Origin of the sequence: Ruegeria arenilitoris (genome assembly GCF_013035315.1) — a bacterium.
In the GTDB taxonomy this organism is placed as follows: Bacteria; Pseudomonadota; Alphaproteobacteria; order Rhodobacterales; family Rhodobacteraceae; genus Ruegeria; species Ruegeria arenilitoris_D.
This window is the reverse complement of the sequence record NZ_WQHP01000001.1, coordinates 203989-220156: the sequence shown is the minus strand read 5'-3', so window position 1 is coordinate 220156 and position 16168 is coordinate 203989. Positions and strand designations below refer to the sequence as shown.

General features: G+C 58.9%; 16 protein-coding genes. 10 read left to right on the top strand and 6 right to left on the bottom strand.

Annotated features, from left to right (window positions below):
- Positions 1 to 108: 108 nt before the first annotated feature.
- The 3 genes from GOV53_RS01070 to GOV53_RS01060 are packed head-to-tail and all read right to left on the bottom strand — an operon-like array spanning position 109 to position 2429.
- Positions 109 to 1170: a methyltetrahydrofolate cobalamin methyltransferase gene (locus tag GOV53_RS01070; RefSeq protein ID WP_170463599.1), complete on the bottom strand. Its 1062-nt coding sequence runs from the start codon at positions 1168 to 1170 to the stop codon at positions 109 to 111.
- A 9-nt stretch (positions 1171 to 1179) separates the two neighbouring features.
- The gene (locus tag GOV53_RS01065) at positions 1180 to 2106 is read right to left on the bottom strand and encodes a methylenetetrahydrofolate reductase (RefSeq protein WP_170463598.1); all 927 of its coding nucleotides are present in this window, start codon (positions 2104 to 2106) and stop codon (positions 1180 to 1182) included.
- 26 nt (positions 2107 to 2132) lie between these two features.
- Positions 2133 to 2429: a virulence factor gene (locus GOV53_RS01060; protein ID WP_170463596.1), complete on the bottom strand. Its 297-nt coding sequence runs from the start codon at positions 2427 to 2429 to the stop codon at positions 2133 to 2135.
- A 241-nt stretch (positions 2430 to 2670) separates the two neighbouring features.
- On the opposite strand from GOV53_RS01060, the gene GOV53_RS01055 reads away from it, so the two are divergent.
- Together GOV53_RS01055 and GOV53_RS01050 are read left to right on the top strand one after the other, a co-directional pair.
- The gene (locus tag GOV53_RS01055; RefSeq protein WP_170424662.1) at positions 2671 to 3783 is read left to right on the top strand and encodes a Ppx/GppA phosphatase family protein; all 1113 of its coding nucleotides are present in this window, start codon (positions 2671 to 2673) and stop codon (positions 3781 to 3783) included.
- Positions 3783 to 4499: an RlmE family RNA methyltransferase gene (locus GOV53_RS01050; RefSeq protein ID WP_170424660.1), complete on the top strand. Its 717-nt coding sequence runs from the start codon at positions 3783 to 3785 to the stop codon at positions 4497 to 4499. The genes GOV53_RS01055 and GOV53_RS01050 overlap by 1 nt, the downstream gene beginning before the upstream one ends.
- A gap of 1 nt (position 4500) precedes the next feature.
- Here GOV53_RS01050 and GOV53_RS01045 read toward each other — a convergent pair whose 3' ends face one another.
- The 3 genes from GOV53_RS01045 to GOV53_RS01035 form a co-directional block, all read right to left on the bottom strand.
- Positions 4501 to 4689 carry a hypothetical protein gene (locus GOV53_RS01045; protein WP_170463594.1) on the bottom strand — a complete coding sequence of 63 codons (189 nt, stop codon included), beginning with the start codon at positions 4687 to 4689 and terminating at the stop codon, positions 4501 to 4503.
- A gap of 97 nt (positions 4690 to 4786) precedes the next feature.
- On the bottom strand, positions 4787 to 6688 hold the full coding sequence (locus tag GOV53_RS01040) for a cytochrome c3 family protein (protein WP_170463592.1): 1902 nt from the start codon (positions 6686 to 6688) through the stop codon (positions 4787 to 4789).
- On the bottom strand, positions 6685 to 7551 hold the full coding sequence (locus GOV53_RS01035; RefSeq protein ID WP_170424654.1) for a YihY/virulence factor BrkB family protein: 867 nt from the start codon (positions 7549 to 7551) through the stop codon (positions 6685 to 6687). Before GOV53_RS01035 ends, GOV53_RS01040 begins: the two co-directional genes overlap by 4 nt.
- Before the next feature lie 179 nt (positions 7552 to 7730).
- Between GOV53_RS01035 and GOV53_RS01030 the strand changes: the two genes are divergently transcribed.
- From GOV53_RS01030 to GOV53_RS00995, 8 genes are all read left to right on the top strand, one after another.
- A complete protein-coding gene (locus GOV53_RS01030; RefSeq protein WP_170463590.1) occupies positions 7731 to 8816 on the top strand; it encodes an AI-2E family transporter in 1086 nt (361 codons plus the stop codon).
- A gap of 3 nt (positions 8817 to 8819) precedes the next feature.
- Positions 8820 to 9926 carry an acetoin utilization protein AcuC gene (locus GOV53_RS01025; RefSeq protein WP_170463588.1) on the top strand — a complete coding sequence of 369 codons (1107 nt, stop codon included), beginning with the start codon at positions 8820 to 8822 and terminating at the stop codon, positions 9924 to 9926.
- Positions 9927 to 10048: 122 nt separating this feature from the next.
- Positions 10049 to 11026 carry an AAA family ATPase gene (locus GOV53_RS01020; RefSeq protein WP_170463586.1) on the top strand — a complete coding sequence of 326 codons (978 nt, stop codon included), beginning with the start codon at positions 10049 to 10051 and terminating at the stop codon, positions 11024 to 11026.
- 17 nt (positions 11027 to 11043) lie between these two features.
- The gene (locus GOV53_RS01015; protein WP_170463584.1) at positions 11044 to 11991 is read left to right on the top strand and encodes a DUF58 domain-containing protein; all 948 of its coding nucleotides are present in this window, start codon (positions 11044 to 11046) and stop codon (positions 11989 to 11991) included.
- On the top strand, positions 11988 to 12461 hold the full coding sequence (locus GOV53_RS01010) for a DUF4381 domain-containing protein (RefSeq protein ID WP_170463582.1): 474 nt from the start codon (positions 11988 to 11990) through the stop codon (positions 12459 to 12461). The genes GOV53_RS01015 and GOV53_RS01010 overlap by 4 nt, the downstream gene beginning before the upstream one ends.
- A complete protein-coding gene (locus GOV53_RS01005) occupies positions 12461 to 13444 on the top strand; it encodes a vWA domain-containing protein (protein WP_170463581.1) in 984 nt (327 codons plus the stop codon). Before GOV53_RS01010 ends, GOV53_RS01005 begins: the two co-directional genes overlap by 1 nt.
- Positions 13441 to 14946, top strand: a complete 1506-nt coding sequence (locus GOV53_RS01000; RefSeq protein WP_170463579.1) for a VWA domain-containing protein — start codon at positions 13441 to 13443, stop codon at positions 14944 to 14946. The genes GOV53_RS01005 and GOV53_RS01000 overlap by 4 nt, the downstream gene beginning before the upstream one ends.
- The gene (locus GOV53_RS00995) at positions 14943 to 16166 is read left to right on the top strand and encodes a BatD family protein (protein ID WP_170463577.1); all 1224 of its coding nucleotides are present in this window, start codon (positions 14943 to 14945) and stop codon (positions 16164 to 16166) included. Before GOV53_RS01000 ends, GOV53_RS00995 begins: the two co-directional genes overlap by 4 nt.
- Positions 16167 to 16168: the final 2 nt, after the last annotated feature.

Below are 16168 nucleotides of genomic sequence, written 5' to 3'. Positions count from 1 at the left end.
GATGTTTCAACAGTATCACAGGGTGATCAGAGGCTGGCGTTGATCCGCATCAATATGAAAAAGGCCGGGCATACCTGCCCGGCCTTGTCTTTAAACCCTGTAGGTCGATCAGGCGCGACGACGACGTCCACCGCCGCGACGGCCGCCCGCTGCACCAGCAGCTCCGGCCTCTTCGGGGGATTTGTTGAACCGGATCCACTCGCCGCCATGCGGGTCGTTGTTGGTCAGCAGGTTGGCAGCGCGGATCGCCTCCATTTCCTTGCCAGCGCGCGGCTTGGTCGAACCCAGACCGAACATCTGCACGAACGCCTCGTCATCCATGCCTTCGGGCAGGATGATGCCGGCGGCTGCAACGGCCTCTTTCTTCTCGGCGATCTTCTTCTGTGTGATCGGCAAAGCAACCGGGTTCATGATCGCAGATGTCATACCAGCGCCCATGGCCATCGGCAGGAAGGCGTTGTTGATGCCATGACGGTTCGGCAGGCCGAACGAGATGTTGGACGCACCGCAAGTCGTGTTCACACCCAGTTCTTCACGCAGACGCCGGACCAAAGCGAACACCTGCTGGCCAGCAGTAGCCATCGCACCGATGGGCATGACCAGCGGGTCAACGACGATGTCATGCGCGGGGATGCCGTGATCAGCTGCGCGCTCAACAATCTTCTTGGCGACGTCAAAGCGGACGTCGGGGTCTTCCGAGATCCCTGTATCGTCGTTCGAGATCGCCACGACCGGAACGTTGTACTTTTTGACCAGCGGCAGAACCAGCTCCAGACGCTCTTCTTCACCGGTGACCGAGTTCAGCAGCGGACGACCCTCCGCCGCCTCAAGACCGGCCTCCAGAGCGCCGGGAACCGACGAGTCGATGCACAGCGGTACCTCGACCAGACCCTGGACCAACTCGACGATCTTGGTCATCAGCGGCGGCTCGGTCTCGTTCGGGTTGGGGTTCGAGTTGTAGACGACGCCCGCGTTGATATCCAGAACGGTGGCACCTGCCGCGACCTGCGCGATGGCATCTTTCTCGACGGTCGAGAAATCGCCCGCTTCCAGTTCAGCGGCCAGTTTCTTACGGCCCGTCGGGTTGATCCGCTCACCGATCACACAGAACGGTTCGTCGAAGCCCAGAACGGCGGTTTTTGTTTTTGATTCTACGACTGTACGGGTCATGTCCGTTCCTTAAGCGTTTGCAGGCTTTGCCGAGGCGCCGCCGTTATTGATCGCCCAGTTGGCGTTGGTCTTGATACCGCCGAGCGGGAAGAAATGCACGTTGGTGATGTTGAAGTCCGGGTTGGCCGCCTTGTGGTTGGCCAGCTCGGTGACAACGTCGGTCGGCTCATACGGCAGCAGCAGCTTGGATACGTCCATCGCGCGTTTCTGCAGAACCTTCAGCGAGGGGCCGACACCGCAGGCAATCGCGAATTTGATCAGCGTCTGCAGTTTGGCCGGGCCTGCGATGCCGATGTGGATCGGCAGATCGATGCCGGCTTCTTTCAGGCTGTCCGCCCAGGCGATGATTGGTTTGGCGTCGAACGCAAACTGCGTGGCCAGTGCCATTTCGGCATCCGTGGTTTCGCTGAACTTTTGTTTCCAGCGCAGCGCGTCCTCGACGTTTTTGGTCGAGCCATCGGGGTCGATGTCCTTGTTGCCCTCGGGGTGGCCCGCAACGTGCAGGCGCTTGAAACCTGCCTTGTCGAACAAGCCGGTTTCCATCAACTGCATCGAGCTGTGGAAATCACCATGCGGTTTTTCGACCCCACCGGCCAGCAGCAGCGCCTGTTCCACGCCTGCCTCGCCCTGATACATCGAAATCCAGTTTTCCAGCGTCGCCGCATCCTTAATGATCCGCGCAGGGAAATGCGGCATGACCGGATAGCCTTCGGCAGCGATGCGCTTCGCGGTCTTGACCATATCCTCGATCGGCGTGCCTTCGATATGGGCGATGTATACACGGGTGCCTTCGGGCAGCAGAGCGCGGAAATCTTCGACCTTTTCGGCGGTGCGCGGCATCACCTCGATCGAATAGCCTTGCAAAAAGGCTTCGACGGTCGGATTCACGGGGCCGTTTTCGACCACATCACGTTTCTTGAAATTCAGCAAAGCCATCGTGGCCTCCCATAAAGATTTCGGGCTCATGCCCAACCGTCATTTGCGATCAGCGCCTTGATGCGGTCCTGATCGTATTCTGTCTCCAGACGTGCGGCCTCGGCCTCGGCAATCTCGGACGGGTCGCCCTCGACTGCGAAAGGTTCAGCTTTGCGCCATTCGGCCAGATAGGCATCGCTGTCCTTGGCGTTCACCTTCATGGCCGCACGGTCGATGGCTTGCTCGAACCTTTCTTCCAACTGCCGCTTGGCACCGCGGCGGCCTTTGCCGACGATGACTTGGGCGGGAATGTCGCGCCAGTATACGATGGTGACGTCAGGCATTGCGTTTGATTCCTCCTAACCAGATGGATCGGTTCTAAACTTCTATGTGGGGGCAAGTCGGTCGAATTTCGACACACGGCGCATTTCCAGCGACCTTTTTGCCCACGATGGGATACCGGGCTTGTAACGAAGTCTTCTTCAAAGACTCATATCAAAATTCTCATCACTTTAATGAGCGTCTTGCACGACGCATTTCCGCGACCTATGGTCGGGGTAACTCGAAGTTCGGAGGGCGTTTAACATGGCGCCCAAGCGTCCCAAAGGTGCGGGCGCGTTCCCGAAGGCGGTCGAAAGCCCCGCGCCAGCAAGACCCGATCCAGATGCGTTGTATGCGGCGCTGGATTTGGGAACAAATAGTTGCCGCATGTTGATAGCCCAGCCCAAAGGCAGCGGGTTCCATGTGGTCGACAGCTTTTCCAAGTCCGTACAATTGGGTGCGGGACTGGAACGGACCGGACGTTTGTCGCGGTCCTCGATGGCGCGCACCATTCAGGCTCTGCGCATCTGTCAGCAAAAACTAAAACGCAACAAGGTTCGGCGCATGCGTCTGGTCGCGACCGAGGCGTGCCGCCGCGCGAAAAACGCGCGCGACTTCATTCGACAGGTCAAACGCGAAACTGGCCTGACGCTTGAGATTATCCAACCCGAAGAAGAAGCGCGTCTGGCCGTAATCTCTTGCGCCCCGCTAGTGTCGACCAAGACCGAGCAGCTACTGGTCGTCGATATCGGAGGCGGCTCGACCGAACTGGTGTGGATCGACATCTCGTCCGTGCCGCGACGCGACCGGCCAGCGGCGATCATGCGCTTGCATAACGGGTTTCACACCAGCGAAAGCCCCTTTCCCGCGGCCAAGGTCGTTGACTGGATCAGCGTTCCTTTGGGCGTGGCCACGCTGCGTGACCAGTTTCATGATGTCGAGGATGACTCGGCCCGGTTTGCCCTGATGAGCTGGTTTTTCGAAGAAAACCTGGCAGATTTCGCACCGTACAAAGACGAGCAGGCTCGGGAAGGGTTCCAAATCGTCGGCACCAGCGGCACGGTCACGACTGTCGCCGCTTCGCACCTGGGTCTCAAGCGCTATGACCGCACAAAGGTAGACGGTTTGCGCATGACCAGCGATCAGATTGACAAAGTGATACGTGGGTATCTAGAACTCGGCCCTCAGGGTCGGCGCCGGGATCCGCGTATCGGCGATGACCGGCAGGCCCTGATCATGTCCGGCTCGGCCATTTTGCAAGCGCTGTTAAGATGCTGGCCCACTGACCGCCTTTCCGTGGCGGACCGGGGGCTGCGCGAAGGCCTGCTGTATGCGCAGATGAGCGCGGACGGTGTATTGGAAGACGGACCGTTCTGATGGCGAAGACACCAAGTGGCAAAAACACCTCGGGCCGCGGGCAGCGCGACCTGAAGGTCAAGGTTAAGACGGCACGCGGCCGTAAGCTCAGCTCGACCCGTTGGCTCGAGCGGCAGCTGAACGACCCGTATGTGAAACGTGCGCAGGCCGAAGGCTATCGCGGGCGCGCGGCCTATAAGATTCTGGAATTGGACGATAAATTCCGCTTCCTCGTCCCCGGCGCGCGTGTGGTCGATCTGGGTTGCGCCCCGGGCGGCTGGTTGCAGGTGGCCGTGAAACGCGTCAATGCGCTGGGCGAAAAATCCGGCAAGCGGATCGGCACGGTTCTGGGTGTGGACCTGCAAGAGGTTGAACCCGTCGCAGGCGCCGAGGCCCATGTGTTGGACTTCATGGAAGACGATGCCGACGTGAAGGTCAAAGACTGGCTGGGCGGCAAAGCCGACGTGGTGATGTCCGATATGGCTGCGGCCTCTTCGGGTCATAAACAAACCGACCACCTGCGCATTATGGCCCTGTGCGAAACGGCGGCCTATTTCGCGTTTGACGTGCTGGACGAAGGCGGCACTTTCGTCGCCAAGGTGCTGGCGGGCGGTGCCGAAGGCGATCTGCAGAAGCTGTTAAAACAGAAATTCGACAAGGTTGCGAATGTGAAGCCGCCTGCGTCGCGCTCGGACAGTTCCGAGAAATTTGTGGTCGCGACCGGGTTCCGCGGCTAAATCAATCGTCCAGCGAAATTCGATCTTCGGCCAGCACTTGTTCGCGCAGCGACGCAACCGCAATGCCCTGTAACAAGAGCGCTTCACCGTGGTTGATGAATTGCGGCGGTCGAGCGCGTAACTCTTCGACCCGTTGAGACACGGCCAATGGTCGTTTCAGTTGGGACGTGTGGACCGGTTTCAGAAACATCACTCACCTATACGCTGGGGCAGTTCTTGCCTCAGTGTCACTGGTAACTGCGAATTTTGCCGGGAACGTGGCCGAAACCGGGCCAAGCCTTGCCGTTTCAGCGGCCCATCTGGTCCTGCAATTGCAGAAGGTTCGGGTCTTCGGGAATGATCTCCAGCCCCTGTTGCAGCATCTCGCGCGCTGCCTGAGGCCCGCGATTGATCTGCGCCAACTGGACCAGCATGGGCCAGGCCTCGGCCCTTTGCGGATCGAGTGTCACGACCTCTTGGAACGCTTGCTCGGCGGCTCTGGCGTTGCGGAATGTCAGCGCCATACCCCCCAGAACAAGATGGGTTTCCGGGAAATCCAGACGGTTCGAAATCGCCGACTGCCACTCGGACATGGCCTGCCCAGAGGCTTGCTGCTGCGCGCGCGACAACGCTTGCGGCGGAATGTTCAGGAACTCTTTCGCGGCAGAGATACGGACGTTTCGCAATGGGTCCGACAACAAAGGCTCAAGACGCTGGACTTGATCGGGCACGCTGGCCTGACGCTGCAAGGGCGCTGCATTTGCGCGCACTAGCGGGTCTTCGTCCGTCAACAACGCGGCAGTCCGAGCTGCCACATCTGCGGAGCCAAAGGGCTGCAGGAGATAAGCCGCTGTTGCGCGGATGATACCGGGTTGATCCGGGTCAGTCGCAATCCCCAGCAGGTCATCAGGCCCGTCAGCAAGTCCCAGCGTGGCGGCCTGAAAGGTCGATCCGAAATGCGTCTCTCTGTGCGCGCTATCCGGGAACCAGCCTTCGATCTGTTGCGCTGCCCAGTCTTGGCCCTGATCCTGATGGCAATCCGTACAGGCATCCTGTCCAAGCCCCAAGTCGGGACGCGGGATACGGAAACTGTGGTCGCGACGGCCATCCACACCCATGTAGACACGCTCGATCATATGGCAGGATTTGCACTGCGCGCCCTCGCTGCCATCAGGGTGGTGATGATGCGCGGGCGAGTCATACTCTTTCGCACTCAGCGTCGGGAACCGCGGGTTGGCAGCCGGAGAGTGGCATTGCGTGCACACCCCGTTTCCATCGGCCTTCAGGGATGCGCTGTGCGGATTGTGGCAATCCATGCACCCTACTCCGCGATCATACATCTTGGATTGCAGGAACGAGCCATACACGTAGACCTCGTCCAAAATCTGCCCGTCAGGGTGATAGAGCCCCGGACGCAGCACCGCCAGGTTATACGCGTCATGAAACGGCGTACCCGGCAGCGGGTTGCCGTCGCCATGTGCCTCGCGCCGGGAATGGCAGCCTGCGCATTGCTGTATCTCAACCTCGGTCTGGCCCCGCCCCCAATCAATCAAGAAACCGGTATCTCCAATGCCCTCGGGCAGGCTTTGCCCACCAACCCAGTCGATATGCGCCGAGCCTGGGCCGTGGCAGGCCTCGCACCCGACACCGATCTCGGACTGGGTCGAGCTATAGGTTCGGGTTTCCGCATTGTACTTCTTTTCAAACCCCGTGGCGTGGCATTCGGCACATCGCGCGTTCCAGTTCTTGTATGGTCCGGTCCAGTGCAACCCGTCATCCGGCGGCAAATCCTGATCAGGGTAAAGGTGAAACCATTCTTTGTTCTCGGTGTCCCAGACTACATCAAAGCTTTGCAACCGGCCCGGTTCGGTCTCGAACAAGTACTGTTGCAGCGGCTCGATACCGACGACGGAATGCACACCATACTCTGTGGTGACCCCGTCTTTTTCGGTAACTGCCGCGCTTGGGGTTCCGTCCTTGTCCGAGAACTCCACCGACATGCCGTCATGTTCGAACCGTGTACCGCCAAAATCCGCGACAACGGCCCCTTCCCCAGCCTCGGTCCAGGCCAGCGCATGGTGGGATGAGGACCATTCAGCGGCCTCGTCCTTGTGGCACTCGACACACTGATCGGACCCGACATAGGTCGCTGACTGACCCAAAGCAGCCGCGGGCATTAGTAGCCCGAATGCCAGAACCAAAGCCTTCATGCTGCCCCCTGACCGTGATCGTTTTCCAGATCCATCAAAGCGCCGTTGTATTCGGCGCCAAAGATCAGAATGGCCGCGCACAGATACAGAAAGATCAACGCCGCCATCACACCTGCCAGACCCGCATATGTGGCGCTGTAAGTCGCAAATTGGGCGATGTAGATCGAGAACCCCCACCCGCCTGCGGCCCACAGGGCCAGTGTCAGAATAACTCCGGGCAAAATTTGCATGATCCTGTGCCGCCGCGTTGGCAGTATCAGATGTGCCAAAAGAACGGTGCCTGCCGGAACCGCGACGGTGAAGGTCCAGCGCAGACGTTCGACCGACAACCAGTCCGACAGGTCCACATCCGTCTTTTCGCTGACCAACTGCGTGTAGACTGGCAAGACAACCTCGACCGCGGCAATGCCCAGAATGGCGACGCCACCGACAATCACAAGCCCTAAGCACAGCAGCCGGGTTTTCCAGAACGGCCAGACGTCCCGGTCATGATAGGCCTGGTTCATCGCGGCACGCACCGCCATCACACCATTCGAGGCAAAGAATATCGCCAGAAGACCACCCAAGGTGATGACGCCAGAGCCAGACTCCTGCAAAACCGCTCGCAGTTCGGAAACGATCGGGCCCGCCACGTCTTGGGGCCAGGCTCCGAACACCAACTCAATCAATTCGTCGGTCACATAGCCTTGCGACAATGACCCGGCCAAGGCAACGGTAAACAGCACAAAGGGAAACAGGGCCAGCATCAGCGACATGGCGACGTGGCTGCTCATGACAAAGCCGTTTTTGTTGTTGAACCGAACTATGGCAAGCCACAGCGCCCTGATGGGCCGGCTGAAAGAGGGAATCACTTGTGCATTCATTGGCAAAGCCTAACCCGCGGGGCCATTCCTCTGAAACGGCAAATCCCGGTTGCGACGTAAATTATCCCGGCCAAACATTTGCTCGCATTGCAAAATCCCGCCCGGCTATGCAGGATCGACTTTCCGACCGACCACCAATCGGTATAACGTGCCACGCGGCGTCACAGGCGGGCTGAACGATGACTTTGGAACCTGATCAGAACACGAGCGGCCCACGGTTGAAACTGTCGGTCGTGCGCGACACGACCATCGTGGCCACACTGATCGTGCTGGGCCTCTATGCCGGGTCGGCCTTTTTGATCCCGCTGACGATGGCGCTGTTGATCAACGTTCTGATCATCGCCCTCAGTGATCGAGTGATTGCACTGACACGCGTTCCCATCTGGCTGGCTAATGTCGCCGCTGTCACTGTCGTATTAGCCGGTTTGTTCGTGATCATGTACATTCTGGGAAGTCAGGCCACGCAGTTCGCCCGCTCAATCAGCACCTATGAGAACCAGTTCGATGGTGCCGTGCATCGCATTACAGGGCTGGTCGGGAATGATGTCACGACTTTCATCCGCGACAACTTGGTCAGCATCGACATGTCCTATGTCGCCCGCGTGTTGCTCAGCAGTGCGACATCGCTGTTGAACCAGTTCTTTCTGATCAGCCTCTACGTCGCCTTCCTGATGGCCGAGCGTCTGGCCTTTCGCAAAAAGATCCGGCTTGCCGCAGGCAGCCCTGAAACCGGAGCCGAATTCACGGCCATTTTGGACGCTATCACCTATAGCCTGCAGCGCTATGTCGGCGTCAAAACCTTCATCAGCCTTGTCACAGCGGGCATCAGCTATACCGTCTTCAAAGTGCTTGGACTGGAATATGCTGAAACATGGGCAGTGCTGACCTTTGCGCTGAACTTCATCCCATCGATCGGGTCGATCATTGCCGTGATCTTCCCGGCCATGATCGCTTTGGTGCAGTTCGAAACAATCGGACCGTTCCTGATCATCGTACTGGGATGCGGCACGATCCAGTTCATGATCGGCAACTTTCTGGACCCCGCCATGTTGGGGCGATCGCTGAACATGTCCACGTTTTTGGTGATCCTGGCGCTGACCTTCTGGACCACCGTATGGGGGTTGATCGGAGCGTTCCTCAGCGTGCCCCTGACCGTCTGCATTCTGATCATCTTCAGCCACATACCCGCGCTGCGTCCGGTGGCGATTCTGATGTCGCTTGACGGTCGCCTAGGCGATGACACGCCACCGGCGCAGGCCCACTAGCCTGTGAACAGCCCCATTTTCATAGGGTCAGAAATCTATCGCCATTCCACCTATGGCTCGAAACACCCTTTGGCCATTCCGCGTGTTTCCACCGTAATTGACCTGTGCCGCGCGCTGGGCTGGTTGGATGCGGGCAACTACCGTGTCAGCCCTTGCGCGAAACCAAGCGCTTTACACCGGTTTCATAGGCCCGAGTACATCGACGCGCTGCAAGCGGCCGAGACTGCACAGGCCGTTTCTGACGATGTCCGCTCAACCTATGCGCTGGGCACCTTGTCCAACCCCGTATTCCCCGAGATGTACCGCCGCCCCGCCACCGCAGCCGGAGGGTCCATGCTGGGCGCTGAACTGATCCGTGACGGCGGTATCGTCTACAACCCTGCGGGCGGCACGCATCACGGTCTGCCCGACCGCGCCAATGGGTTTTGCTATCTGAACGATCCGGTTCTTGCGATCATGACCCTGCTGCAGATGGGTTTGGACCGTATCGTCTATGTGGATATCGACGCGCATCACTGCGACGGGGTCGAGGTCGCGTTCCACGGCTCGGACAAGGTTCGTATGATCTCGGTCCATGAAACCCGACGCTGGCCATTTACCGGACGCCTTGAGGATGAGGCTGGCGGCGCTGCGTTCAATCTCCCAGTGGCTAGAAATCTGAATGATGATGAGTTTGCGGCCATCCTCGAGCAGTTGGTTTTGCCCGCGACCCAGGCCTTTTCACCTCAGGCTATTGTCCTGCAATGCGGTGCTGATGCGGTGGCAGAAGATCCGCTGTCGCGTTTGACCTTATCCAACTCTTCGCACTGGAATGCGGTCGCCGCGCTCAAGGAACTTGCGCCGCGATTTCTGGTGCTGGGCGGCGGCGGCTATAATCCTTGGTCCGTTGGGCGGTTGTGGACCGGAGTATGGGCCACCCTGAACGGGTTCGACATTCCCGACAGGCTAGACATGGGCACCCAAACCATTCTGCGCGCGTTGACCTGGAACCGGTCGGCAGGCCGGAAACCACCGGCGCATTGGTTGGACACTCTGCGGGACGCGCCTAATTTCGGGCCAGTCCGAGAGGAACTCAGTCAGGACTTGCACCGATTGGCCGCGCGGATTTGACGGTAGATCGTCCGAGCGAAGACTGCTAACATACGGGCGCCACGACAGATTTTCTGCTCTCAGCCTTTTTCTGAACAACCACACTGCTAACGTCAAATGTGGACGCCGATTGGACCCGCCAAATGAATGCACTTAATCAGATAAATGATCTCAAGGCCCGCATGGGGCAATCCATCATCGGCCAAACAGACGTCATCGACCGCTTGTTGATCGGGATGTTGGCCAACGGCAATTTGCTGATTGAAGGGTTGCCCGGATTGGCCAAAACCCGCGCGGTCAAGGCGATGGCCCGCAATCTGGACGGCAGTTTCAGCCGCATTCAGTTCACACCCGACCTTTTGCCCTCGGACGTCACTGGCACTGAGGTCTTTCAGCAGACCGACGATGGCGGAACCTTCCGGTTCGAGGCTGGTCCGATCTTTGCCAATATCGTTCTCGCGGACGAGATCAACCGCGCACCCGCCAAGGTTCAGGCAGCGCTGCTAGAGGCGATGGAAGAACGGCAGGTAACCGTCTCAGGTACAACACATAAAATGGAACCGTTGTTCGTCGTGATGGCAACGCAGAACCCGATCGAGCAAGAGGGTACCTACCCCTTGCCCGAGGCGCAGTTGGACCGGTTCCTGATGCATGTCCAGATCACTTACCCTCCAGTCGAAGACGAGGTTGAAGTGATCCGCCTGGTGCGCGGAGAAGAGATTGCGGCGGGCAAAGGCGGGTCCAAGGATGCGCCGCCGACGATCCCTCAGGACGCCGTGTTTGCTGCACGCGCCGAGATCGGGCAAATCCACGTTTCCGACGCAATGGACCGCTACATGGCCGATCTGGTGCAAGCCACACGGACCCCCGGTGCGCTAAGCGAAGAACTGGCCAGTTGGATCGACATCGGCGCCAGCCCGCGCGCCTCGCTGGCGCTGGACAAAGGCGGACGCGCCCATGCCTGGATGAACCAGCGTGATTATGTAGACCCTGCCGATATCCGCGCCATCGCCCATGATGTGTTCCGCCATCGCATCACCCTAAGCTTCGAGGCGCAAGGCAGCGGAAAATCCGCCGATGATGTGATCTCGGAAATCCTGCAGCTTGTTGCGCTGCCCTGATAGCTAAGGAACGCCGCGTGTCCCAGACCGCCGCATATCCCGACGACCCGCGCATCCATGTGGATGCGGACCATCTTCTGAGGTTGGGGCCAAAGTCGCGCGCGATCAGCCTTTTGCCACGCCAACCTGCCCGTTCCATCTTGAACGGACGGCACGCATCACGTCTGCGCGGGCGCGGTTTGAACTTTGAAGAGTTGCGCAACTATCTGCCCGGCGACGACATCCGCACCATCGATTGGAAAGTCACGGCCCGCACAGGAAAGCCCCACGTTAGGGTCTATACCGAAGAACGCGACCGCCCCGCCTTTTTGCTGGTCGACCAGCGCGTTTCGATGTTTTTCGGCACGCAAGTTTACATGAAGTCTGTGATCGCGGCCGAAGCTGCGGCGATTTCCGCCCACAGAGTGCTGGGCCAAGGCGACCGGGTTGGAGGGCTCGTCTTTGGCGACACCGATCTGGCCGAACATCGCCCGCAACGACGCCCTGCCGCGCTGACGCGTTTTCTGGCATCCGTAGGCGCGCTGAATTGTAGTCTGCGCGCCTCGCAGCGATCCGAAGCGACCGTGACTTTGAACGCCGTGCTGAAACAGGCCGCCCGCGTTGCGCATACCAACACACTGATCTGCATCTTTTCGGATTTCGACGGACTGGATGAGAGCTCCGAGGTTCTCATACGTGAACTTGCCGCTTCAAATGATCTGATTTTATTCAATATTTCAGACCCAAGCTCTCGTGAATTGGTTCCCAACCTCAGGCTGACTGTATCGGACGGAGACAACCAGATCGAATTGGACAGCGCGGACACGGGTTTGTCGGACCGCATCCGTCAAGCGATGGAAGATCGGTTGGCTCAGTTGCAAACTTGGTCGCGCCGCTATGGCTTTCCCATCGTGCCATTGACAACGGCGGAACCAACCCTCGACCAGTTGCTCAGGCTGTTTGGCCATACCGGAGGCTGCAGATGAGTGTTGACGTCGAAGGCAAATCACTTGTTGACCTGCTGGACATGCTCGAACCCGCTCCGCCACCGGACCCGGTTTCCATGGTGCCCCAGACTTGGGGATGGGTCGTCCTTGCCGTTCTTGTTGCTGGGCTCATCGCAATTGGTGTTCATGTGTATCTTCGGCATCGACGGATGAACGCCTATCGGCGCGAGGCGCTGATTGAACTCGCGGCTGCGAAAGACAATCCCGCTAAGATCGCCGAGATCCTGCGTCGTGCGGCGCTTGTTGCCTTTCCACGCAATCAGGTTGCTGGCCTGCATGGAGACGAGTGGATCAGCTTCCTGACACAAACTTCTGACAATATGCATTTTTCTGATGCGGATACTCACACTCTTACTGCAGCACCCTACACGACCATTCCCGCCAATCCCGAATTGACGAAACTGGCGCAGCGATGGATTACATCCCACAAACGCGAAAGGAATACGTGATGTTTTCCTTTGCCGCGCCCTGGGTGTTCGTCCTGCTTCCGCTTCCTGCTTTGGTGTACTGGCTTGCCCCGCCTCACCGCGAGAAAAGCAGCTCGATCCGTATTCCTTTCTTCCGCCATGTTGCAAAGGCCGCTGGCGTCGAACCCCGATCAGGGTCCGTCATCCCACGCCGCGCGGCCTTCCAGACTGTGACCGTCATTGTGATCTGGTGCCTTCTTATCATCGCGATGGCCCGGCCCGAAAAGCTGGGAGAACCGATCGTGATTGAAAAGTCTGCCCGAGACGTGGTTCTGGCCCTGGATATCTCGGGTTCAATGGACCAGAGGGATTTCACCTCGTCAGACGGTACGCCGACCCAACGCCTGGCTGCAGTCAAAGATGTTTTGCGCCAGTTCATTGCGGAGCGACAAGGCGACCGGATGGCGCTGATCATCTTTGGCACCCGCGCCTTTGTACAGGCCCCGTTTACCGAAGACCTCAATAGTTTGAATGGCTTTCTGGACCAAACTCAAGTCGGCATGGCCGGTCCGAACACAGCCCTTGGGGATGCTATCGGACTGGGTATCCGCACCTTTGAATCCAGCGAGGTTGACCAACGTTTGATGATCGTCCTGAGTGACGGCGCTGACACCTCAAGCCGCATGACCCCGGTCAATGCCGCGGCTATCGCGGCGGAAAAAGGCGTTGTCATCTATACGGTTGGCGTTGGCGACCCAGACGCGTCGGGCGAGGATCGCGTCGATCTGGATGCGCTGAAGGACATCGCTGACAGAACAGGTGGAGCGTATTTCTTTGCCAATGATCAAGATGCTCTGGCCGAAACATATGCCCGCATTGATGAGCTCAACCCGAGAATTGTGGAAACGCAAAGCTACCGACCACGTGAAAGCCTTGCGCACTATCCACTTAGACTGGTCGTACTTTTGATGCTGATGACATTGGCTGCCCAACACGTCGCCCAACGACGCAGAGGTGCGGCATGATTGGTGCTTTGACAGATTTCCATTTTATTCGAGCGGGTTGGCTCCTTCTCCTCATACCGATTGCGGCACTGTGGTGGCTGATGCGCCCCAAGCCACAAGCCCGTACTCAGACGATGTCCGGTATTGCACCGCACCTCGCTGCTGCGCTTGAGTTGGGGGCTGACAACGCGAAACGCCTCTATCCGATTGATGTTGCGATGATCGCGGCTGTTCTGGTCTCACTGGCTGCCGCAGGGCCAACTTGGTCGCGGGCACCCAATCCGCTGGTCGCCGACACTGCCCCATTGGTGATCGCTCTGAAGGTGACCGACAGCATGGAAGAGTCCGACTTGGCCCCATCCCGTCTGGATCGCGCCAAATTCAAAGTCACCGATCTGATCAACGCGCGTGTGGGGGCCCGGACTGCCTTGATCGCGTATGCCGGTACCCCGCATCGCGTCGCACCCTTGACCGAGGACGTCAACATCCTGCGCCCGCTGCTGGAAGGCCTCACCCCCGCGGTCATGCCAAAACAAGGGGACGCCGCCGCGGACGCGTTGAAGCTGGCCGAGACGATCCTGAACGATAGCGAAACGCCCGGCGCTGTCCTGTTCGTATTGGACGACCTTGACCCCTCGCAATTGGCAGGGTTTGAGAACGCAACTGTGCCGGTTTTCTTTCTGACCATGCTGCCCAATGGTCAAAACATCGCTCAGCTCGATGGTTTGAAAGGGGCGACAGTGGTTCCGTTCACAAGCGATGATCGGGATATCAATCGCTTACAGCGTCAAATTCAATCGGCTTACACAGCTGCACTGGATGATGATGACCGCCTGGACTGGCAAGACAAGGGATGGTTGCTGGCATGGCCGGCCGCTTTTCTGTCATTGCTTTGGTTTCGCAGAGGTTGGGTGATCCGGTTGATACTGCTGACCTTCTGCTTTGGGTCCCCGTCAGGCCCGGCTTATGCCGATGGTTGGCGGGATTGGTTCCTGACGCCGGACCAGCAGGGCCAGATCGCGATGAACCAGAAACGCTATGCTGAGGCGGCAGAGTTGTTTCAGGACCCCTATCAGGAAGGGTATGCGCGGCTCAAAGCCGGGCAATATCCCGAAGCTGCCGCGATCTTTGCCGAGTTGGACACGCCCGAAGCCGCATTTTCTGAAGGCATGGCGCGCATACGTAACCGCGAGTATCGTCCGGCCATTGCGTCCTTTGAGACCGCCTTGGAACGCCGGCCGGATTGGCCAGAAGCGCAGCATAACCTCGAGGTCTCGAAAGCGATCCTCGACTATGTTGAAACCACCCGAGAGCAGTCTGATACCGGCGAAGAAGCCGGGATCGGGGCCGATGACACGGTCTTTGACAACGACGCCGGGCGCGGGGAACAGACGACCATTCAGGCCCCGACAGACGGATCACAGGCCATGTCCGCTGACCAATGGATCAGCACAATTGATACCGACATGCAGGACTTTCTGCGCAACCGGTTCCTGTTGGAAAATCAGGAGCAACAGCAATGAGATACCTCGCCCTTCTCATGTTGTTGATCCCAGTTCAACTGTTCGCCCAGACCAGCGTCCAGCCACAGGTGACCGCCGAGACACCTACGGATCCCGTCATTGTCGGGCAGCCCGCAATTGTGCGGATCAAGGTGCTTGTGCCAACCTTCATGCCCTCGCCTCCGGTATTCCCGTCGCTTGAGCAAGAGAACCTGTTGGTGCGCCTGCCGGAGCGTGCATCTGGGCCAGTGAGTGAGACCATCGAAGGCGAAACCTGGTCCGGCGTTCAGCGCAGTTATCGCCTCTACCCTCTGAGCGCCGGAGAAGTTGCGTTTGGTGCGCAGGACGTCGTGGTCACCTTTGCCGATCCCGATACGAATGCGCCTGTTCAGGTGAGCTTGCCCCTGCCGGAACTGACCCTGAACGCCGTGGTTCCAGAGGGCGCACGCGATCTGGATCCGCTTATCATCGCAACCGGTCTTACGGTCGATCAGCAGATCGACGGGGATACAAATATGGAGAATGGTGGATCTATCACACGTCGCCTGACCGCCAAAATCTCTGGAACGACACCGTTTCTGGTGCCCGAATTGATTCCGGACAACCCGGACCCTCTGCTGCGAGCCTACCCCAAAGAGCCGCGCTTTACCGAGAATGAGGACCGGGGCGTTCTATCCGGGCAGCGGGTGGATGAGGTCGTCTACCTGGCGCAGGACGGTGGCCAGACCCAGCTGCCGCCTATCTCGATCCGCTGGTACAATCTGGACAGCGATCAGGTCGAAACCATCGACATTGCCCCGGTCGACCTGACACTGGCCCGACCAAAATGGCAACCGCCGGACGCGGAAACCATTATTAGGTTCGTTGTATGGTTGGTGGCTTGTGCGCTGTTCATATGGCTTGCCATCCGTTTCCTGCGCCCGCGTGTCGACCGCTGGCGCCAGCTTCGGCGGGATCAGTTGCTGGCTTCGCCCGACTATGCGTTGGGTGAACTCAAGAAAGCACTGCAAGATCATGATATCGCAGCAGCTTACGCAGCTTTGGAGATCTGGAAGTCCCGCAGCGGCGTGGTTGGCCAGACCACCAGTTTGGACCAGCACCTCGCCCAGATTGGAGCCGCCAGATACTCGGCGCACCCCGACATCAAGACCGAGGATTGGGCCGCGGCGTTGTCGGCGCTCGCGTCACTTAGGCAATCCGCGCAAACGCCAGCGAACCCCTTACCGCCGCTCAACCCTTGAGA